20 protein-coding genes are annotated in these 20,317 nt (G+C 65.2%); 7 read left to right on the forward strand and 13 right to left on the reverse strand.

Going from position 1 to position 20,317, the window contains the following annotated elements:
* Nucleotides 1–70: 70 nt before the first annotated feature.
* From LGQ10_RS19640 to aspA, 11 genes are all read right to left on the reverse strand, one after another.
* A complete protein-coding gene (locus tag LGQ10_RS19640) occupies nucleotides 71–1,087 on the reverse strand; it encodes an aromatic ring-hydroxylating oxygenase subunit alpha (protein WP_226522944.1) in 1,017 nt (338 codons plus the stop codon).
* Nucleotides 1,084–2,223 carry a hypothetical protein gene (locus LGQ10_RS19645; RefSeq protein ID WP_226522945.1) on the reverse strand — a complete coding sequence of 380 codons (1,140 nt, stop codon included), beginning with the start codon at nucleotides 2,221–2,223 and terminating at the stop codon, nucleotides 1,084–1,086. The genes LGQ10_RS19640 and LGQ10_RS19645 overlap by 4 nt, the downstream gene beginning before the upstream one ends.
* On the reverse strand, nucleotides 2,220–3,374 hold the full coding sequence (locus LGQ10_RS19650; protein WP_226522946.1) for an ATP-grasp domain-containing protein: 1,155 nt from the start codon (nucleotides 3,372–3,374) through the stop codon (nucleotides 2,220–2,222). The genes LGQ10_RS19645 and LGQ10_RS19650 overlap by 4 nt, the downstream gene beginning before the upstream one ends.
* Entirely contained in the window at nucleotides 3,362–4,720 is a 1,359-nt protein-coding gene (locus tag LGQ10_RS19655) for a F390 synthetase-related protein (protein ID WP_226522947.1), read from the reverse strand. The genes LGQ10_RS19650 and LGQ10_RS19655 overlap by 13 nt, the downstream gene beginning before the upstream one ends.
* Nucleotides 4,710–5,564 (reverse strand): MBL fold metallo-hydrolase, encoded by an 855-nt coding sequence (locus tag LGQ10_RS19660; protein ID WP_226522948.1) that lies wholly within the window; start codon nucleotides 5,562–5,564, stop codon nucleotides 4,710–4,712. The genes LGQ10_RS19655 and LGQ10_RS19660 overlap by 11 nt, the downstream gene beginning before the upstream one ends.
* Complete coding sequence (locus LGQ10_RS19665) at nucleotides 5,561–6,568, reverse strand: NAD-dependent epimerase/dehydratase family protein (protein ID WP_226522949.1); 1,008 nt, start codon at nucleotides 6,566–6,568, stop codon at nucleotides 5,561–5,563. Before LGQ10_RS19665 ends, LGQ10_RS19660 begins: the two co-directional genes overlap by 4 nt.
* Entirely contained in the window at nucleotides 6,568–7,587 is a 1,020-nt protein-coding gene (locus tag LGQ10_RS19670) for a beta-ketoacyl-ACP synthase 3 (RefSeq protein WP_226522950.1), read from the reverse strand. Before LGQ10_RS19670 ends, LGQ10_RS19665 begins: the two co-directional genes overlap by 1 nt.
* Before the next feature lie 43 nt (nucleotides 7,588–7,630).
* Nucleotides 7,631–8,278: a hypothetical protein gene (locus tag LGQ10_RS19675; RefSeq protein ID WP_226522951.1), complete on the reverse strand. Its 648-nt coding sequence runs from the start codon at nucleotides 8,276–8,278 to the stop codon at nucleotides 7,631–7,633.
* A gap of 93 nt (nucleotides 8,279–8,371) precedes the next feature.
* Complete coding sequence (locus LGQ10_RS19680; RefSeq protein WP_226522952.1) at nucleotides 8,372–9,097, reverse strand: hypothetical protein; 726 nt, start codon at nucleotides 9,095–9,097, stop codon at nucleotides 8,372–8,374.
* Nucleotides 9,098–9,312: 215 nt separating this feature from the next.
* A complete protein-coding gene (locus LGQ10_RS19685; RefSeq protein WP_226522953.1) occupies nucleotides 9,313–9,666 on the reverse strand; it encodes a DUF6124 family protein in 354 nt (117 codons plus the stop codon).
* Nucleotides 9,667–10,337: 671 nt separating this feature from the next.
* Nucleotides 10,338–11,762, reverse strand: coding sequence for an aspartate ammonia-lyase (aspA, locus tag LGQ10_RS19690; RefSeq protein ID WP_058434553.1), 1,425 nt, complete (start codon nucleotides 11,760–11,762; stop codon nucleotides 10,338–10,340).
* Between the two features lie 181 nt (nucleotides 11,763–11,943).
* Between aspA and LGQ10_RS19695 the strand changes: the two genes are divergently transcribed.
* The 5 genes from LGQ10_RS19695 to LGQ10_RS19715 all read left to right on the forward strand — a co-directional run bounded on the left by LGQ10_RS19695 (nucleotide 11,944) and on the right by LGQ10_RS19715 (nucleotide 15,846).
* Nucleotides 11,944–12,861, forward strand: a complete 918-nt coding sequence (locus LGQ10_RS19695; protein ID WP_058434552.1) for a LysR substrate-binding domain-containing protein — start codon at nucleotides 11,944–11,946, stop codon at nucleotides 12,859–12,861.
* Nucleotides 12,862–13,237: 376 nt separating this feature from the next.
* Nucleotides 13,238–13,729 (forward strand): 5-(carboxyamino)imidazole ribonucleotide mutase, encoded by a 492-nt coding sequence (gene purE / locus LGQ10_RS19700; protein ID WP_016967060.1) that lies wholly within the window; start codon nucleotides 13,238–13,240, stop codon nucleotides 13,727–13,729.
* Nucleotides 13,730–13,740: 11 nt separating this feature from the next.
* Entirely contained in the window at nucleotides 13,741–14,823 is a 1,083-nt protein-coding gene (locus LGQ10_RS19705) for a 5-(carboxyamino)imidazole ribonucleotide synthase (protein WP_226522954.1), read from the forward strand.
* A gap of 106 nt (nucleotides 14,824–14,929) precedes the next feature.
* On the forward strand, nucleotides 14,930–15,175 hold the full coding sequence (locus LGQ10_RS19710) for a GlsB/YeaQ/YmgE family stress response membrane protein (RefSeq protein WP_058436593.1): 246 nt from the start codon (nucleotides 14,930–14,932) through the stop codon (nucleotides 15,173–15,175).
* Between the two features lie 134 nt (nucleotides 15,176–15,309).
* Complete coding sequence (locus LGQ10_RS19715) at nucleotides 15,310–15,846, forward strand: DUF3299 domain-containing protein (protein WP_058436592.1); 537 nt, start codon at nucleotides 15,310–15,312, stop codon at nucleotides 15,844–15,846.
* 180 nt (nucleotides 15,847–16,026) lie between these two features.
* Here the strand turns inward: LGQ10_RS19715 and LGQ10_RS19720 are convergent, their stop codons facing one another.
* Both LGQ10_RS19720 and LGQ10_RS19725 read right to left on the reverse strand, forming a co-directional pair.
* Nucleotides 16,027–16,926: a D-hexose-6-phosphate mutarotase gene (locus LGQ10_RS19720; protein ID WP_058436591.1), complete on the reverse strand. Its 900-nt coding sequence runs from the start codon at nucleotides 16,924–16,926 to the stop codon at nucleotides 16,027–16,029.
* Between the two features lie 56 nt (nucleotides 16,927–16,982).
* Nucleotides 16,983–17,387 (reverse strand): acyl-CoA thioesterase, encoded by a 405-nt coding sequence (locus LGQ10_RS19725; protein ID WP_003229628.1) that lies wholly within the window; start codon nucleotides 17,385–17,387, stop codon nucleotides 16,983–16,985.
* Between the two features lie 486 nt (nucleotides 17,388–17,873).
* On the opposite strand from LGQ10_RS19725, the gene LGQ10_RS19730 reads away from it, so the two are divergent.
* Together LGQ10_RS19730 and LGQ10_RS19735 are read left to right on the forward strand one after the other, a co-directional pair.
* The gene (locus LGQ10_RS19730; protein WP_226526165.1) at nucleotides 17,874–19,163 is read left to right on the forward strand and encodes an MFS transporter; all 1,290 of its coding nucleotides are present in this window, start codon (nucleotides 17,874–17,876) and stop codon (nucleotides 19,161–19,163) included.
* A 161-nt stretch (nucleotides 19,164–19,324) separates the two neighbouring features.
* The gene (locus LGQ10_RS19735; protein ID WP_058434717.1) at nucleotides 19,325–20,299 is read left to right on the forward strand and encodes a phosphate ABC transporter substrate-binding protein PstS; all 975 of its coding nucleotides are present in this window, start codon (nucleotides 19,325–19,327) and stop codon (nucleotides 20,297–20,299) included.
* The last annotated feature ends 18 nt before the right edge of the window (nucleotides 20,300–20,317 follow it).

Raw genomic sequence — 20,317 nt, forward strand, 5'->3', positions numbered from 1 at the left:
GGGGATCCGAGGTGGGCCGCGGTGTCGGTCCAGTCCGTTCGTCGCGCTGCTGCGTTGGGGTTGTGGCGAGTTACAGCAGGAACTCGTGGTGTCGCTCCTGGAAGTCGCTCAGTTCACCCTGTTCCAGCAATTGCCGGATCCATGGCCCGAGCAGGTCCTGGGAGCCGTCCAGGGGCGTTTGCCGGTGCCAGCGCACTGGCACGCCGGCAAAACGCTGCTGGTTGGCGCTGACTTTTTCCAGGATCTGCCGGTCCTGCTTGAGGATCACCTTGAACAAGGGCTGCAGTACACCGCGCTTGAGCCACCCCGGCAGGCGGCCTCGGGCCGTGGCAATCCGTGCGAACAAGCGCAGTTCGCCCTCGGCAGCCGGGCTCAGCCAGGCGCTGACCAGCAGGTTGAGCCGGCCCTGGCGGTCGCGGTATTCGATTTCCGCCAGCCCCGGCAGGCGGAAGCGGCCCATGCTAAGGCCGCGTTCGCCTTCGAACAGCCGGGATATCAGGCCGGATTGAGTGCCTTCCTCGCTGTACTGCGCTTCAACCCCATCCTCCAGCTGATGCACCCAGGCGCGAATACGCTGGCGCTGGCGGTCGTGGCGAATCCAGCCGGCGTGCACGAAGTGGGTGTGGAAGCCGTCGAGGAAGTTCTCCGCGGCGTCCTGCAAGCTGCACTGCACCCGGTCGCTGATCCAGAACACATCCAGGGCCTGAGCCTGTTCGGCGGCGGCCACGGGAGGCGCGTCCGGGCGCTCGTTGGCGAGGCTGGCCCACACCAGCCCCTGGGCTTCGCAGCTGTGCAGGGGGTGCAGCAATGGCTGGCTGCAACGCTGCTGCGCCTGGCCGGGCAGGTGGCTGCACCGGCCCTGGGGGTCGAAACGCCAGCCGTGGTAGGGGCACTGGATCTGCCCGTCGCGCACCCGCCCGGCGCTCAGGGGCGCGAAGCGGTGGGGGCAGCGGTCCGGCAGCACGGCGGGGGCGCCTTCGGCATCGCGGAACACCACCAGCGGCACGCCGTGCAGGGTGCAGGCCAGGGGTTGGCGTTGCAGCTGTCGGCTCAGGGCTACGGGCCACCAGCCCGGGTGACTGGTCACAGTTTGAGTTTCCTCATCAGCGGTACGCCGATCCGTTGCAGCAGCAGGCCCATCAGTTGCCATACCAGCCTTCGCGACCTGGGCAGGTGGGCGACGTGGATCAGGCTGTATTCGATCTCTGGCTCGCCACCCCGCAGACGCTTGAAGGCTGCTGCGCCGGAGCTGAAGTTAAGCACCTGGCGGCGGTCCGCCGCTTCTTGCAGGCACAGCCTGGTCAGTTGCCGGTACAGGCCGGCGCGCTGGGGCAGGGCGGTGTCGTAGCCGACGATGGGCGTGCTGATCAGCGCGCTGTTGGCGAACCAGCCCAGGGCGCCGTCGATGCGCCCTTCGGCGTTGCGCAGGGCGCGTACTTCCAGCCAGCCTTCGGCCTGCCCGCGTTGCAGCCATTGCGCGCTGTAGTGGGGGTTGAGGCGGCTGTACTTGTCCAGGTAGAGCAGGTTGTACAGCTGCTCGATACGCTGGAAGTCGGTCTCGTTCAGCTCGCTGCCGGGTACCACCGTATAAGGGCTGCGGCGCAGCAGGGTGGCGTCCAGGCGGGTGTTGTGATGGCGCAGGAAGGCCGAGTCCTCGCCGTCGCGACCGTCGAACAGGTACACCTGGCGGCTGGGAATCGCCAGGTAGCCCAGGGCTTGCAGGCGCTTGCGCAGTTCCAGGTTGCTGAAATCGTTGAGCGAGCGAAAGCCGAAGCCGTGGTCGGGAAACTCCCGGCGCAGCAGCTCGGTGATCGCCGGCAGATCCGTGCCATCCCAGTCGGCCGGGTAGAGGTTGGTGGACAGCAGCCAGTTGTTGACCTGCACCAGGCGATCGACCTTGGCCGCGCTCAGCAGCCGGTCCACGCCCTGGGTCAGCAGCTTCAGTGGCCAGGCCAGCCAGGGCCGGCGCAGGCGTTGCAGTTCTTCCCGGGCATAGCCGCTGTAGGCGGTCTGCGGCGACACCACGTAGCAGTTATCCACAGGGTCGTGGCCATGGTTGATGCTCACCGGGAACTGCTGGCGGCCGGTGTCCAGCAGGGCCAGGGCGGTGCTGACGTTGCCGATCAGCGCGCCACCGGCGCAGGTGCGCACGTAATGCCGGGCGCGGCTGTCGTCGGCGCTGGGTGGCTGCTGGGCCAGTTGTTCGGGCAGCAACAGCTTCATGGGCGCGGCGCCTCCAGGGGTTGGCCGTTCCACTCGATATCGGCGGTGGAGGCGGCCAGCAGCCCGCAGCGGCGGGTCAGGGCGCGGCCGATGATTTCCGCCAGGCTCAGTACCTGGGCGGTGAGGGGCCCGCGGTCGCCGTCCTGGACGATCACGTCCCGGGCTTGCCGGTAGTCGTGCCAGAACGCGCGGCTCAAGGCCCGTTGCGGAGCCGCCAGGAGCAGCATGGCCAGGGCGATCATTCGCGGTTCGAGGGTGGCCTGCAGCGGCTCGGCTGCCTCGGTGCCGAGCGCCGCAACCAGTTGTGTGCGCTGGTCGTCGAACAGGTGCACGCCGCTGGTGGCCCTCGGGTTGCACTCCAGGACATGGAAGCGGCCCTGCTGATCCTCGATGAAGTCGAAACCCACCTGCCCGGTGTAGCCGGTGGCCTGGCCGAACTGCTCCAGGAAGGCGCGGATTGGCGCCGGGGCGCAGCTGTGAAAGTAGATCCCCGAGCCGCGCCCGACCCGGTAGCGCGGCTGGTAGCTGCTGTGGGCGCGCAACTGGCCGTCCACCAGCACGCTGAAGCTGCAGTATTCCTGGCCGGGGACAAAGCGCTGGGCCACCCAGGGGGCCTCGGCGCTGGGCCGGACCTTGGCCAGTTGCGCCGGGCTCGGGCAGATCAGGGTCTGGGAGGCGAAGCGCGAATAGGCCGGCTTGAATACCAGGGCGTCGTGCTCCGCCGCCAGCGCTTGCAACGCGGCCGGGTCATGCAGCACCTGGGTCGGCGGCGCGGCCACGGCCCAGCCCTGGGTCATGGCGGCGAAGTCGCCCTTGTGGTGCAGGCGGTGCAGCAGCTCGAAATCGCTGGTGAACACCCGGCACAAAGGCCGTAGGCGCTCCAGGCCATGGGCCAGGTAGAACACCTCTTCGCAGGTGGGCAGCAGCAGGTCGATGGCCTGCTGGCGGATGACCGCGGCCAGGGCTTCGATCCAGGCCTCGGGGTCGCGGCGCGGTTCCGGCAGGCGCACGAAGTGTTCGGCGGCGCGGCTGAAACGGCTCAGGGGTTGGGCCAGGGAATCGGCCACGGTCACCGTCCAGCCGGCTTGCTGGAACGCCCGGGCCCATTCCAGGCAGGCCGGGGCCCGGGCGCCGAGAATCAATACACGCATGGCAGTCCCTCGGGTAGTTGCAGCATCAGCAGGCGGCGTCTTTTCGTTTGTGGCGGTGGTGCCTGCCAGTGGCCGAAGCTCAGCTGCGGCGCCTGCAGCCCCTGTTGCGCGCAGAGTTCGGCCAGGGCTTCGCTCAAGCGCTGGCACAGCCCGTGGTAGTCGCCCGAGGTGCGCAGGTTGGCCTGCCAGTGCAGGCCGCGCTGCTGGATCTGGTACTCCTCCAGCTCTGCCCCCAGCATCAGCAGGGCCCGGCGCAATACATCGGGATAGAGCGGTGCCAATTCTTCAGCCTGGAGCCTTGGCAGCCAGAGGATCTCGTCGGCGCGGCCCTCCACGGCGGCAATCGCCCGTTCCGCACGGCCACAGGGGCAGGGCGCGCTGGCCACCCGCAGGATGTCGTTGAGGCGATACCGCACGATCAACTGCGTACGCCTTGAAAAGTCGGTGATGATCGGCTGGAAGCGTGTGCGCTCAGGGTCCAGCCACTGCGGCTCGATGTGCAGGTGGCTTTCATTCAGGTGCAGGGTGCCGGCCTCGCAGGTGTAGCCGAGGAAGCCTTCGCTGGCCTGATAGATCTGCTGGGGCTTGAGCCCGAAGGCTTGCTGCACCATCTCGGCGTCGGTGCTTTCCAGCACTTCGGCCACCGACAGGATGTGCCGTGGGCGGATCGTCAGCTGCCCGGCCAGGGCCGCCTGGGCCAACCCGCGCAGCACCGTGGCCGGGGCCACCAGCACGTCCGGGTTCTGCTGGTTCAGGCGCTCCAGGGAGGCGCCCAGGCCCAGGGTCAGGTCATGAAAGGCGAAGTCGATGCGACGGCTGGCCAGGGTGGTGTACAGGCGGCTGTTGGCCCGCAGGAAAAAGGCGATCCGCAGCGGTGCCAGCCAGGGGCACAGCAACCGTGGCAGCAGGGCGCGGGGCAGGGTCCGCGCCAGCAGGATGCCGGCCCAGCGCTGGCGTTCCACGCTGCTGACCAGGAACACCCCCTGGGCTCCCGATGTACCGCTGGACAGGCCCACGGTGATGTCCCCCAGGGTCGGGCTGAAGTCCCGTGACTGCTCCGCTTGCAAGGCCACCGGCAGCACCTGCTCCAGGCTCAGGGCGCGGGTGTTGAAGCCAGCGAAATCGCTCATCAGGGCGGCTTTGTCCATGGTCGGCAAGCGGTGCAGGCCGGCGTTTGCCAACCCTGCAAAGCGCTGGCCACGGGGCATGACCCGGGCCATGAAGTGCTTAAGGCGCCTTGCCTGCCAGGCTTCCAGCCGCTCGCGGCGGCGAAAGCGCAGGGCATAGCGGCTGAACACGAAGGCACCGATGCTGCGCAGGGTGCCCAGCAGGCGTTCACTGTTCATTGGCGAACGCCTCCCAGGCCTGGGTGCAATGGGACGGCAGCACCGCCACCGCCGGTTCCCGACGGATCAGCTGGCCCAGGCCGCTGTAGGTGCGCAGGTATTGCTGGCGGTCGGCGCTGGCAAACCACAGCGCCGGTGCGGCTGGCAGGCGTTCGGCGCGGCAGGCCGGCACTGACCAGCAGGCGTCGGCCACCAGGAATACCGGCCGGCCCTGGGCATCGGCGATGAACAGGCCCAGCTGGCCGGCGCTGTGTCCCGGCAGTGGCACGCCGATCAGGCTGCCATCGCCGAACAGGTCCAGGCCCTGCTCGAAGGGCGCCATCCAGCTCGGTAGCGCACAGCTGGGGCTGGCGTCGGCCAGGCGCAGGCGGGCGCTGAAGTCGTCCGGCAGCAACCCTGGCAGATGGCCGCCGAGGGTGGCGCGCCAACGCTGGCCGCGCAGGCTGTCGATATGCCGGTAATCGGCTTCCAGGGCGATGAAGCGGGCATTGCTGAAGTCCCGCAGGCCGGCGATATGGTCGGCGTGGAAGTGGGAAATGATCACGTGGCGGATATCCCCCGGGCCGATGCCCAGCTCGTGCAACTGCGCGCCCAGTTGCTCCGCCACCGGTAGCTGCACCGGCACCGCACTGCGGTACAGGCGCTCGGGCAGGGCGCGGGTGGCCTGGAAGAAGTGCTCGGCGTAACCGGTGTCGTAGAGAATCCAGCCGTGGTCCGGGTGCTGGATCAGCCCGCACAAGGCCGGGAATTGCACCGGCGCCAGGCGCCCGCCGCGGTCGGCCATGCATTCCAGATGCTGGCACCAGCCGGCCCGCAGGATCTTCAAGCTAACGCGGCGGCTCATGGTCGTTGCCTCTGTTGGGCCAGCCACCATTGGGCGTGCTGGGCGATGCCCTGTTCCTGGCTGATTACCGGGCGGTAGCCCAGCTCACGCTGGATGGCGCTGATGTCCAGGGTCTGGCTGAAGGCCAGGACGCCTGCGCCATAGCGGGTGATCAAGGGTTCGGCGCCGTTGCCCAGGCGCGCCTTGAGCTCCAGCAGGTGCGCCACGCCGTGCACCAGGGGCCAGGGCAGGCGGCGGGTACGCAGCGGCAGTTGAAAGTGCTCGGCCATCTGTTGCAACAGGTCCTTGAAGGCCAGGGGCGTGGCGTTGCTCAGGTTGTACACGCACAGCGGGCGCGGCAGGGGCCGGGTCAGGGCCAGCCACACCGCGTGCACCAGATTGTCGACGCAGGTCAGGTCCAGCTGGGCCCGGCCGCCGCGCATCAGCGGAATCGCCCCGCGCTGCATCACCCGCAGCAGGCGCGGCATCAGGGTCGCGTCCCAGGGGCCGAACACTGCCCGGGGCCGCAGGATCACGCATTCGGGCAGGCCGGCTTCACCCAGCAGCGTTTCGGCCTGGGCCTTGCTGCGGGCGTAGTCGTTCACTGGTGGCGGCAGCGGCTGGTCTTCGCGGATGCCCAGGCGGTCGCTGAAGTTGAAATACAGGCTCGGAGTGGAGATATGCACCAGCCGTGGGATGCGGTTTTTCCGGCAGGCGTGGATCACCTCGGCGGTGGAGTCGAGGTTGGCCCGGGCAAAGGCCTGGGGCGAGCCCCAGGGTGAAGACAAGGCGGCACAATGCACGATGGCGTCATGCGCTCGGGTGGCGTCGGCCAGCAGGCGTTTGGCCTGGCGGCTGCCGTGTTCCAGGGGCAGCCAGCGTACAGGTGCCGGGCTGTGGGCAATGACTTGCGCCGCCGCCTCGGGGTTGCGTCCGCTGAACTGTACCTTGCAGCCTTCGGCGGCCAGCTTCCACACCAGATGCCGACCGATAAAACCGGTGCCGCCCGTGACCAGGATCTTCATCAGAACTCCAGGATCAGGCCGCCGAGGGACAGGCCCGCGCCGGTGCCGATCAGCATCAAGGACTGCCCGCGTTGAATGCGTCCGTCGCGCACCGCGATATCCAGGGCGGTGGGCAGGGACGCCGCCACCTGATTGCCGTGCCGGGCAAAGATATCGATGACTTTCTCCGGCCTGAGGCTCAGGCGCCTGGTCGCATGCGCCATGGCCTGCTGGCTGGCCTGGTGGGGGATGATCCAGTCGACCTGCGCCAGGGGCAATGCGGCTTGCTGCAGCAAGTCGTCCATCAGCTCGGGCAGGTGCTTGGCGGCGAGGCGGAACACGCCCTTGCCCTGCATGGCGAAGCTGGTCAGGGGCTCGAACGGCACGTCGATGCGCCGCGGATGAAAGCGCGAGCCGCCGGCGGGGATCTGGCACAGCGCGGCGCCTTCGGCGTAGGTCTTGAGGCGCGAGGCGAGGATCTTCTGGCCACCGTCACCGGCCCCCAGCACTACCGCCGCCGCGCCGTCGCCGAAGATGCCGCTGACTTCCACCTGCTGCCAGTCCAGGCCGCAGGAGGCGATGTCGGCGCACACCAGCAGCACGCGCCGGTAATGCCCGGCCTGGATTGGCCAGGAGAGGGTGTCCAGGGCGGCGATAAAGCCCAGGCAGCTGGCGTTGATGTCCATGGCCGGGATGCCCGATTGCCCCAGGCCCAGCTCCCGTTGCAGCAGCGCCGCGTTGCAGGGCATGCCCTGGTCCTGGGTGCCGCTGGCGCAGACGATCAGGTCCAGCTGTTCAAGCGCCAGGCCTGCTGCGTGCAGGGCCTGGCGCGCGGCACTGGCACCGAGGCTGGCGGCGGTGTCCGCAGGGGCGGCGACATGGCGCTGATGAACACCGCTGATGCGCGCCACGCTGCCGGTTTCCAGGCCGAGCCGGCGGTCCAGTTCGGCACTGGTGACCACCTGCTGCGGCAGGGCATGGCCCGTGCCGAGGATGGCCAGTGTGCGGGCAGGGCGGGGGGAGGACGCTGAAGTGTGCATGCAAATTCCGTTGGTGGTACGTCGGGGGCGTTGCGAGGCGCGATCAGTGGGCTGATGGTGCCACCGGGCATTTGCTCAGGAACCCCTGCAGCCTTTGCTGGTATTCCTCGACCGGCATCAGGTCGCTGCGTTTGGCGATGAAACAGGCCATGCCCTCGCGGGCCATGTCGGCGTCAGCCACGAGGTAGAAATCGGCTATTTCCTGCACGCTTGCGATCTGCTCCCAGGCCAGGCTGCTCTGGCCTCCGCGGGCGTTGAGCAGGGTGAAGCCCTGGTCGTCGAAGTTCAGGCAATAGGTGCCTTCGACGGCCCGCAACCGGGTTTCGATCAGGCGCTGGCTCAGTCCGCGCAACGGCGCCTGGGGTTTGATCGGGGTAGCGGCAATCCGGGCTTGCAGGTGCTTGATCCAGCGCCCGGAAAAGCGCCACCACAGGGGGATGAAGATCAGTGCGAACGCCACCATGGCGATGACCTTCTCCGCGGTGAAGGTGCGCTCGGGGAAGTAGATCGACAGGCAGCCGCCGACCAGGCACAAGGTGAACATCACGGGACCGATGAAGCGGCTTTGCCACCGGGCAAATGTGGTCATGGCCTGGACATGCTGCTGATCATCCCTGAGCAGTTCCTGCTTCAGCGGTTCGGCAATCCAGGCTTCGGTGTGGGCGGGGGTGATGCTGTAGTGCAATTCCATGGGGGCTGAATCCGAGGTCCGTGTTCGGTGAGGGCGGCAGTCTACCGGCTTCTGCGGCGTAACGAGGAATGGTGTGAACGATGACAGTGCCGCTCAGGCGGGAAATGCTGCCTGATGCTGTACCACCCACTCCAACAGACGCTCGTCGAGCTGGGTTCGACCTTGGCAGTAGCTGTCCTGGCAGCGGTTGAAGAGCGGGTCCTGATTGATCCGTGCCGCCAGCTCGGTGGCGCTGTCGCTTGCGCCATGCGCGGACCGCAACTGCTGTTGGCGCTGATCGGCCTGTTCCAGGGTGTTCGCCAGGGCGTCCAGTTGCAGGAGCCTGAGCTGGGCGATGGCCTGGGGCAGGTGAAAGTGCAGGGCGCTGTCGAAACCCTCCCAGTCCTCGAAGGCCAGCCACTCGTGGAGCACCATGAAGCAACGCGGTGCCGGAGGCAGTTGTTCCAGGCGTTCGAAATCCAGCCAGTACTGGCGCGGCAGCTGCTCTGCGGTTTCGACGGCCTGGGCAATCAGGTCCAGGGCCTGGCCCGGGTCCCGGTGATGCTTGCGCAGGATGCGCTGGGTCAGGGTGAAACGTGCTTCTTCTATAGCGTGCAGGGCGCGGTTCAGGTCGTAACCGGCGGCGTGCAAGTGTTCCCGGGCTTGTTCAGCGGCCAGGCCGGATTTGTCCACCAGCACCTGCACCAGCTCGGCTTTGTAGAGCTCGGCGGCTTGTTGCGGATTATTGGCGCAGCGGGCGAGCAGGGCCTGGGCGTGGCGCAGGCCAATGGGGATCAGCGCGCGTAGCTGTTGCAGGGTGTGGGTGGATGTCGGGTCCATCGACGGAGGGCCTTGGTAGTCATTGCCGGCGCGGCGGGAGGCTGATTATCCACCGACGCTGTGGCTAAGGCCGAGTGTTTTATACGTGGGGAGGGAGCTTGCTCCCGCTGGGTCGCGAAGCGGCCCCCAAAAAAAGGACTGCTGTGCAGTCCAGCGGGAGCAAGCTCCCTCGCCACAGGTTCTAGCTGCGGGCGATGCCGTTGCCACCAGCCAGGTCAGGGGCCTGGGCGGGCGCTGTCGAGCAGGGCGTCCACCACGGCGCGGGCCATTTCCACGGAATGCACCATGGACCAGATCAGCCCGCGTTCGATGCCGCTGGCGTGCTCGGTGATTTCATCGGACACCTCTTCGGCGCACTTGAGCAGCAGGGAGACGTGCATCAGGGCGTCTTCGGCATTCACCTGGGGTTGTACGGCGAACAGCGGATGGCCCCGGCCATCGCGCAGGCCGAAGGGGCGATGACGGGTGCCGTGCAAGGCGGCCAGCAGGTTGGCGTTGGCGCAGTCCAGCTCCGGATCGCGGCGCGGATGATCGGTGGGTAAAGGAGGATCGGGGACGAGCTTTTTCATGACGGTCACTCACTCAGTAGTTAACGGACTGCCGAGCTCACTTCCACATGAGGGGGTGGCAGTTGTGCGAGGGTGTGGAAGACCGGGACTGAGTAACCCAGCACACCCGAAGGTGTCCCGCGCACAACCGCCATAAAGCGATGCCGACGACAATACGTCGAACCATGCCCATGAGCGCTCATGCTTACTCAGGTCCGAACTTCCACATCCGGGCCGCTGATTTGGCAGCGGCACCGGGAGACTGCCTGATCGTTCGAAGGGGTACAAGGCGCTCAAAGGCATGGGGGATTTTCTCGGATTTACCCTACAAAACAAAGCAAATCAGCGTTGTCTCTGGGCGGTATCCCATGACAAATCTGGTGATGGGCAGGAAATGGATAAAGGCTTCGTTGAGTGTGTGAGTGAGGAAAGTCAGTCAGGGGGCGGCAGGTTTTGCGGCCCCTGCGGTGCCGTTCGCAGCCTCGCGGGCTCGGCAGCGGCTACAAATGAGGTCGCGGGTGCAGTTCAGATTGGGTGGCGCTCCGATGCAGCCGGCGTGGCGATTTCAACGGCAGGGAAAAATCCCAGGCAAAAAAAAGGGCCTGGAGACGAAGCTCCAGGCCCTCAAAAGGTGAGAGGTGTCTAGTCCCTCAACCTGGTGAGCGGTGTTGCATGTTTCGGTGTCGCGGCGGTTACGCTTTCAGCGGAACCAGGCGCGGGGCAATCATGTTTTCCGGACGCAGGATGTCGTCGAGCATGGCGTCGTCCAGCAGGCCTTCCTCGCGCACCAGTTCCAGTACGCCACGGCCACTTTCCAGGGCGATGCGGGCGATACGGGTGGCGTTTTCATAGCCGATGTAGGGGTTCAGCGCGGTGACCAGGCCGATGGAGTGCTCCACCAGTTCGCGGCAACGGGTTTCGTTGGCGGTGATGCCGGTGATGCAGTGCTCGCGCAGCATGTCCATGGCGCGTTGCAGCAGGCGGATCGAGTCGAAGATCTTGAAGGCGATCAACGGCTCCATCACGTTCAACTGCAGTTGGCCGCCTTCGGCCGCCATGGTCAGGGCCAGGTCGTTGCCGATAACTTGGAACGCTACCTGGTTCACGGCTTCCGGGATCACCGGGTTGACCTTGCCGGGCATGATCGAGCTGCCTGGCTGACGCGCTGGCAGGTTGATTTCGTTGATGCCGGTGCGTGGGCCGCTGGACAGCAGGCGCAGGTCGTTGCAGATCTTCGACAGCTTGACGGCGGTACGCTTGAGCATGCCGGAGAACAGCACGAAGGCGCCCATGTCGGAAGTGGCTTCGATCAGGTCGGCAGCTGGAACAACCGGCTGGCCGCTGATGACGGCCAGGCGTTGCACGGCCAGGGCCTGGTAACGCGGGTCGGCGTTGATGCCGGTGCCGATGGCGGTGCCGCCCAGGTTGACTTCGGTCAGCAGCTCGGGAGCCAGGGTCTTCAGGCGCGCCAGGTCTTCACCCAGGGTGGTGGCGAAGGCGCGGAATTCCTGGCCGAGGGTCATCGGCACGGCGTCTTGCAGCTGGGTACGGCCCATTTTCAGGACGTGGCTGAATTCTTCACCCTTGGCGGCGAACGCCTGGATCAGGCTGTCGAGGCTGGCCAGCAGTGCATCGTGACCCAGCAGCAGGCCCAGGCGGATCGCGGTCGGGTAGGCGTCGTTGGTGGACTGCGCCATGTTCACGTCGTTGTTCGGGTGCAGATACTGGTATTCGCCCTTGCTGTGGCCCATGGCCTCCAGCGCGATGTTGGCGATGACTTCGTTGGCATTCATGTTGGTCGAAGTGCCAGCGCCGCCTTGAATCATGTCCACCACGAATTCGTCGTGGAAGTCACCGCGCACCAGACGGGCACAGGCCTCGCTGATGGCTGCATGCTTGGCTTCGCTCAGGTGACCCAGTTCGCGGTTGGCGTCAGCAGCTGCCTGCTTGACCATTGCCAGGGCCACGACCAGTTTTGGGTAGTGCGAAATCGGAACGCCGGAGAGACGGAAGTTGTTCACCGCTCGCAGGGTCTGGATGCCGTAATACGCTTGGGCCGGTACTTCGAGTACGCCAAGCAGGTCTTTTTCTGTGCGGAAAGATGCAGCGGAGGACATGATAGAAATCATCTCGGTAGGGACCCGGTCTATGCCGGGAGCGCTGCGAATCCTAGGGCTAAGGGAAATTTAGAGCCAATGCTGTTAAGCACTGGCCTATGCATATTCGGCATAATGCTGGTGTGACGCCGCTTTGCCGGCAAGCGTGTGACCTAAAATGGTGCGTGTCCGGGAGGACGTGATGAATCTGGAAAGCAAATGGCTCGAGGACTTCAGTGCCCTGGCCGCCACCCGCAGCTTCTCGCAGGCTGCCGAGCGCCGCTTCGTGACCCAGCCGGCGTTCAGCCGGCGGATCCGCAGCCTGGAGGCGGCCCTGGGGCTGACCCTGGTCAATCGCTCGCGCACGCCGGTGGAGCTGACGGCGGCGGGGCAGCTGTTCCTGGTGACCGCCCGGACCGTGGTCGAGCAGCTTGGTGAAGTGGTACGCCACCTGCATCACCTGGAGGGCGGACAGGGTGAGGTGATGCAGGTGGCGGCGGCCCACTCCCTGGCCCTGGGCTTCTTTCCGCGCTGGATCGCCCAGCTGCGCAACGAGGGCCTGAACATCGCCACGCGCCTGGTGGCCACCAACGTCGGCGACGCGGTGCACGCCCTGCGCGAAGGTGGCTGCGACCTGATGCTGGCCTTCTACGACCCGGACGCCGCCCTGCAGATGGATTCGGAAATCTTCCCGTCGCTGCACCTGGGGCACACCGAGATGCTCCCGGTGTGCGCCGCCGACGCCCAGGGCAAGCCGCTGTTCGACCTGGAAGGCGAGGCCAGCGTGCCGCTCTTGGCCTACAGCGCCGGGGCCTTCCTCGGGCGTTCGGTGAACCTGCTGCTGCGCCAGCGCAACCTGCGTTACACCACCGTCTACGAGACTGCCATGGCCGACAGCCTCAAGAGCATGGCCCTGGAAGGCCTGGGCATCGCCTGGGTGCCACAACTGAGCGTGCGCGCCGAACTGGCCCGGGGCGAACTGGTGGTCTGCGGCGGGGCGCAATGGCATGTGCCGCTGGAGATCCGCCTGTACCGCTGCGCCCTGGTGCGCAAGGCCAACGTGCGCCTGTTGTGGCGCAAGCTGGAAGGCGCCGCGGCGCAAGGTACAGGCACCCCATGATCCTGCATCCACTGTCGAGCCTGCGAGGCTGCGCCAAGGCCCGCAGGGCCATCAGGTACGTGGTCGACTGGACCCTTTCTGCCGCCGCTGCGCGCCCGTGCTCAGCCTGCGGCAGCGGCCACAAGAAACAGGCAAGGTCGAAGGGATTTGCAGTGCGGGGCGGCTGACTCCGAAGTCAATAAAACCGGGGTTTTGCGTCGGAAATACTTTGTTCGACAGATGGTCGGCGAAAATGCGTTTAGCGCGGCTTTTTCGGTATACTGCGCGGCCTTCGGCCGGTTCGCCTGGCCATAATTCGTACAATTCAAGCCACGCATTTCGCGTGGCTTGTTGTTTTTGACGCGCCTGCGGGCGCCCAGAGAGAAGAGGCACGACGATGAGTGCACTGGTTGGCGTGATCATGGGCTCCAAGTCCGATTGGTCCACCCTTAGCCACACCGCCGATATGCTGGAAAAGCTCGGCATCCCTTACGAGGTGAAGGTGGTTTCCGCACACCGCACCCCGGACCTGCTGTTCCAGTACGCCGAAGAGGCTGAGGCGCGAGGCATCGAGGTGATCATCGCCGGTGCCGGCGGCGCGGCGCACCTGCCGGGCATGTGCGCGGCCAAGACCCACCTGCCGGTGCTGGGCGTGCCAGTGCAGTCGTCGATGCTCTCGGGCGTGGACTCGCTGCTGTCCATCGTGCAGATGCCCGCCGGCATTCCCGTGGCCACCCTGGCCATCGGCAAGGCCGGTGCGATCAATGCCGCCCTGCTCTCCGCGAGCATCCTGGGCGCCAAGCACCCGCAGTTCCATGCGGTGCTGAAAAAATTCCGTGCTGAACAGACAGACAGCGTCCTGGACAATCCAGATCCGCGCGTCGCCTGAGGTCGTTGACGATGAAGATCGGTGTAATCGGTGGCGGCCAACTGGGCCGCATGTTGGCCCTGGCGGGAACTCCGCTGGGAATGAACTTCGCTTTCCTCGACCCGGCGCCGGATGCCTGCGCAGCCGCCCTGGGTGAACACCTGCGGGCCGATTACGGCGACCAGGACCACCTGCGCCAGCTGGCCGATGAAGTGGACCTGGTGACCTTCGAATTCGAGAGCGTGCCGGCGGAAACCGTGGCCTTCCTCTCGCAGTTCGTGCCGGTCTACCCGAGTGCCGAGGCCTTGCGCATCGCTCGCGATCGCTGGTTCGAGAAGAGCATGTTCAAGGACCTGGGGATTCCCACCCCGGAGTTCGCCGACATCCAGTCCCAGGCGGACCTGGACGCCGCAGTGGCGCGCATCGGCCTGCCGGCCGTGCTCAAGACTCGCACCCTGGGTTACGACGGCAAGGGCCAGAAAGTCCTGCGCAACGCCGCCGACGTTGAGGGCACCTTCGCCGAACTGGGCAGCGTGCCGTGCCTGCTGGAAGGCTTTGTGCCGTTCACTGGTGAAGTCTCGCTGATCGCCGTGCGCGCCCGTGACGGTGAAACCCGCTTCTACCCGCTGGTGCACAACACCCACGACAGCGGCATCCTCAAGTTGTCCGTGGCCAGCAGCGATCATCCGCTGCAGGCCCTGGCCGAGGACTACTCCAGCCGTGTGCTCAAGCAGCTGGACTACGTGGGCGTGATGGCTTTCGAATTCTTCGAAGTGGACGGTGGCCTCAAGGCCAACGAGATCGCTCCGCGAGTGCACAACTCTGGGCACTGGACCACCGAAGGCAGCCAGTGCAGCCAGTTCGAAAACCACCTGCGGGCAGTGGCCGGCCTGCCGCTGGGCTCCACCGCCAAGGTGGGCGAGAGCGCCATGATCAACTTCATCGGTGAAGTACCGCCGGTGGACAAGGTGATCGCCATCGACGACTGCCACTTGCATCACTACGGCAAGGCTTTCAAGGTCGGGCGCAAGGTCGGCCATGCCAACCTGCGCTGCGCCGATCAGGCGACCCTGCAGGCGCAGATCCTCAAGGTTCAGGCGCTGGTCGCCGAGTAACAAATGCACCGGCTGGCGGGAACCTTCGTTTCCCGCCGTTCTCTGATAGCAGGATGCCAAGGCGCTGACTAGGCTTTGGTTTACCCACTCCTACAGAGGAACAGCCATGGGCATTATCGGAACCATTTTCATCGGCTTGATCGTTGGTCTGCTGGCACGTTTCCTCAAGCCGGGAGACGACAGCATGGGCTGGATCATGACCATCCTGCTGGGTATCGGCGGTTCGCTGGCAGCCACCTATGGCGGCCAGGCGCTGGGTATCTACCAGGCTGGCCAGGGCGCAGGCTTCATCGGCGCACTGGTGGGCGCGATCGTTCTCCTGGTGATCTACGGCTTCGTCAAGAAGAACTGATCCGCTGCATGAGCCCCCTTCGCCGCTCGGGCGAAGGGAGCCATCTTCTTCATTTGAAACTGCAACACCTTTGCCGGTTGGGCACTAGAATGCCCCCGTTTGCCCGTCCTTTCCCTTGACCGAGCCCCACCCTCATGCGTCGTCTCTTGTTGACCCTCGTTCTGCTCGGCTGCGGCCTGGCCCAGGCCGGCGAGCTGCCGGAAACCGACTGGCTGGAACTGATGCCCAAGTCGGACCAGAAAGCCCTGGAGCAGATGCCGGAAATCGACCACAACTCCCCCGAAGCCAATGGCACCTTCACCGAGAAGGGCGGCCTGAAGCAGAGCAAGGGCTTGCCGGCGGTGATGTATTCCACCAAGACCGTGGCGGCCATGAACGACAAGCAGATTCGCATCGGCGGTTATCCGGTGCCGCTGGAGACGGATGCCAAGGGCCGCAGCACGCTGTTCTTCCTGGTGCCGTATCCGGGCGCGTGCATCCACGTGCCACCGCCGCCGCCCAACCAGTTGGTGCTGGTGCGCTTTGCCAAGGGCGTGAAGCTGGACGACATCTACACACCGCTGTGGGTGACCGGCACGTTGAAGGTCGAGAAGGTCAGCAATGACCTGGCAGACGCCGCCTACGCCTTGGACGCGGCGAAGGTGCGGGTGGTGCAGGAGTCGGATTTGTAGCCGATAGGAACCGTGGCGAGGGAGCAAGCCCCTGCTGGAAGGCGCAGCCTTACCAGGGTCTGAGTCCGCGGTCTGTCAGGCAGAACGCGTACTCAGGTCTTGCGGCCGCTACGCGCCCGAGCGGGAGCAAGCTCCCTCGCCACGCAGCCTGTACACAGGGCCCATCAGCGCAATCGTGGGTCAGAGCGCGACGCTGTCGATGCTCACGCTCAAGGTGTGGCTGGCGCCGGGGGCCAGGGTCACGATGTCGTCCATCACGTTGGCGGTCTCGATGCACAGCATGCGTTGCCAGCCGTCGTCGGCCATGTCGCTGAACTGTGCGGCGCGGCCGATCCATGGGTTCCAGATCACCGCAGTGCGCGAGCCCTGGCTGGCCAGGCGAATGCGCCGCTGCCATTGCGGGTCGACGATCGCCAGTTGCGCCGGCGCATCCAGGTAGATGCGGTCGGTTTCCCCGGCAAAATGCAGGTCGCCGGCCTGGGCCTTGGTTGTCCAGTCTTCCAGGGTTTCGATGTAATTCAGGCCGTCCACACCCTCCACATGCACCTGGCGAACGTCGCTGACCGCGAAGTAGCTGTGCAGCGCCTGGCTGATGCTGACGCTTTCGGTGCCCAGGTTGTGGCTGGTGAGGCTGATATGCAGTTGCTGGTCTAGGCGGATGGTCAGGCTTGGTTCCACCTGGTGCGGCCAGCCGGGAAAACCTTCCGCAGGGCAGGGCAGGTGCAGGCGTACCAGCAGGCTGTCGCCGTCGGTCTCGATGCCTTGCAGTTCCCAATCGGTGGCGCGTACCAGGCCGTGGGCTGTCGCCGGGTCGCTGCCCGGACGCATGGCTTGCACACTCTGCGGATTGCGCACCAGGTTGCCGAACCACGGCCAGCACACCGGGACCCCGGCGCGAATGTTCTTGGCGGTCTTGAACTGGGCTTCTTCGTTCAGCCAGATCAGCGGGGGTTGCCCGGCCACCTGGTAGCTGAGGATGTGCGCGCCCTGTTGGGCCACCAGCAACTCGGCCTCGCCGTGGCGAATGCGCCAGCAATTGAGTTCGTCGAGTTTTACCGTTTCAACATGTGGCGTAGACATTGCGGTTCTCGTTCAGAAGGCTTGGGCTGCCATGGACCACCTGGCAGCCCGGAAGTTTATCGTGCCCTCGGCGGGACCGAGCGGGTACGGCCACTGCCATCGATGGCGACGAACACGAACACCGCTTCGGTAACCTTGCGCCATTCACTGGACAGCGGATCGTCGCTCCATACTTCCACCATCATCTGGATCGAGCTGCGGCCGATCTCCAGGGTCTGGGTATAAAAGGACAGTTGCGCGCCGACGGCCACGGGTACCAGGAACGCCATGCGATCGATGGCCACGGTGGCGACGCGGCCACCGGCGACGCGGCTGGCCATGGCGGTGCCGGCCAGGTCCATCTGGGCCACCAGCCAGCCGCCAAAAATATCGCCAAAACCATTGGTTTCACGGGGTAGGGCGGTGATTTGCAGGGCCAGGTCGCCTTGCGGGATTGGATCTTCTTGTTCGAGCTCTATCATGCCGAGGGGCCTCTGACCCGTGACGCTTCATGAGTACTTCAGGTGAATAGCCGTCTTCAGGAAAAACGATTCAGCCCGAACATACTACGTTCGTCACGTTCTTTCTAAGGCGTGCTAAAGGGAAACTCTGCGAAACCGGCTGTTCATGCACAGGGAGGAGCATTGCGCGCCGGGCACTGAGGGTGGGGCATGCAATCGTGTTCCTGCCTTGTCTTGCTGGCGCCGGGTGGCTCCCGGCGGTCATGAATACAACGGCGTTTTCGCACAGCAACCCTTGCCGGGAGCGGCTTTGCGCCCCGGGCCCTGCGAGTATATCGGTCGATAGACTCCACGACGACCCGTCCAGTTCGCAATTTTGTGCGTCATTTGTGCGCCACTGTGTAGGCATTCGAACAATTTGCTATCGTGCCGAACCTGCCAGGCCCCAACCAGAGCTGTTGCGGCTTCCAGAACCAACTAATAAGAGAAGCCCTTGCCATGACCACTGTGCCCTCGAGCGCCGCGCAATCAGCGCCCCCCGCCCGTCCCCTGAACCGTAGTGACTACAAGACCCTGTCGCTGTCCGCATTGGGCGGAGCGCTGGAGTTCTATGACTTCATCATCTTCGTGTTTTTCGCCACCGTGGTGGGCAAGCTGTTCTTCCCGGCAGACATGCCCGAGTGGCTACGGCTGATGCAGACTTTCGGCATCTTCGCCGCGGGTTACCTGGCCCGACCCCTGGGCGGGATTGTCATGGCCCACTTCGGCGACCTGCTGGGCCGCAAGAAGATGTTCACCCTGAGCATCTTCATGATGGCGGTGCCGACCCTGATCATGGGCCTGCTGCCCACCTACGAGCAGATTGGCCTGTGGGCGCCGGTCCTGCTGTTGCTGATGCGGGTGATCCAGGGCGCTGCCATCGGTGGTGAAGTGCCCGGTGCCTGGGTGTTCGTCTCCGAGCACGTTCCGGCGCGACACATCGGCTACGCCTGCGGCACCCTGACCTCGGGCCTGACCGCCGGCATCCTCCTGGGCTCGCTGGTGGCCACTGCCATCAACAGTATCTATACCCCCGAGGAAGTGGCGGCCTATGCCTGGCGCGTGCCGTTCCTGCTGGGCGGGGTGTTCGGCCTGTTCTCGGTGTACCTGCGCCGCCTGCTCCACGAGACTCCGGTGTTCGCCGAGCTGCAACTGCGCAAGGCCCTGGCCGAGGAGCTGCCGCTGCGGGCCGTGCTGCGCGACCATCGTGGTGCCATCGTGATTTCGATGCTGCTGACGTGGCTGCTGTCGGCCGGGATCATCGTGGTGATCCTGATGACCCCCACTGTGCTGCAGACCGTCTACAAGTTCTCGGCCATCACCGCCCTGGAGGCCAACAGCCTGGCCATCGTGTTCCTGAGCCTGGGCTGCATCCTGTTCGGTAGCCTGGCGGACCGCTTCGGCGCCGGGCGGGTGTTCGTCTTCGGCAGCCTGATGTTGCTGGCCTCGTCCTGGATCTTCTACCACTCGCTGTCAGACAACCCGCACCTGCTGTTCCCGCTGTACGCCTTGACCGGTCTGTTCGTCGGCCTCGTCGGCGCGGTGCCCTACGTGATGGTCAGGGCCTTCCCGGCAGCGGTGCGTTTCAGCGGCCTGTCGTTTTCCTACAACCTGGCCTACGCGATCTTCGGCGGCCTGACCCCGATGGTCGTGACCTGGATGCTCAAGAGCAACCCCATGGCCCCGGCCTATTACGTCGCGATCATTTGCGGCATCGGCCTGCTGTCGGGGCTGTACCTGTGGAAAAAGGGCCGCTGACCTCCGCCACGAGGTTTCCCGTTGCCTCCATAAAGAAAGGCCAGCTTCCATTCAGGAATGCTGGCCTTTCATCTAATTGTCATATTCCGGACATAGAGTGTTCACACGGCCTACAGATACTTGGCCCCGAATTAACACACCCTATCTGCTAGGAGTAAGGCATGAAACTGAAGCGTTTGATGGCGGCAATGACCTTCGTCGCCGCTGGCGTTGCGACTGCCCACGCGGTTGCCGCTGTCGACCCTGCTATCCCGAGCTACACCAAGACCACTGGTGTGTCGGGCAACCTGTCCAGCGTCGGTTCCGATACCCTGGCCAACCTGATGACCCTGTGGGCCGAGAACTACAAGAAAGAATATCCGAACGTAAACATCCAGATTCAGGCCGCTGGCTCCGCCACCGCGCCACCCGCCCTGACCGAAGGCACCTCCAACCTGGGCCCCATGAGCCGCAAGATGAAGGACACCGAACTGGCGGCCTTCGAGCAGAAGTACGGCTACAAGCCAACCGCGATTCCGGTGGCCGTGGACGCCCTGGCCGTGTTCGTGCACAAGGACAACCCGATCCAGCACCTGACCATGGAACAGGTCGATGCGATCTTCTCCTCGACTCGTTTGTGCGGCGCCAAGGAAGAAGTGAAGACCTGGGGCGACCTGGGCGTGAAGGGCGACCTGGCCAACAAGCCAGTGCAGCTGTTCGGTCGCAACTCAGTATCCGGCACCTATGGCTACTTCAAGGAAGAAGCCCTGTGCAAAGGCGACTACAAGCCTAACGTCAACGAGCAGCCAGGTTCGGCTTCGGTCGTGCAGTCCATCAGCTCCTCGCTGAACGGCATCGGCTACTCGGGCATCGGCTACAAGACCGCCAGCGTGAAGACTGTGGCCCTGGCCAAGAAAGGCAGCAGCGACTTCATCGAAGACACCGAAGAAAACGCCCTGAACGGCAAGTACCCGCTGTCGCGCTTCCTCTACGTCTACGTCAACAAGGCCCCGAACAAGCCTCTGGCTCCGCTGGAAGCCGAGTTCGTGAAACTGGTCCTGTCCAAGCAGGGTCAGGAAGTGGTCGTGAAGGACGGTTACATCCCATTGCCAGCCAAAGTCGCCGCCAAGGCCCTGGCTGACCTGGGTCTGAAGTAAGGCGCATAAGCCGCCACG

This window comes from Pseudomonas sp. L5B5 (assembly GCF_020520285.1).
In the GTDB taxonomy this organism is placed as follows: domain Bacteria; phylum Pseudomonadota; class Gammaproteobacteria; order Pseudomonadales; family Pseudomonadaceae; genus Aquipseudomonas.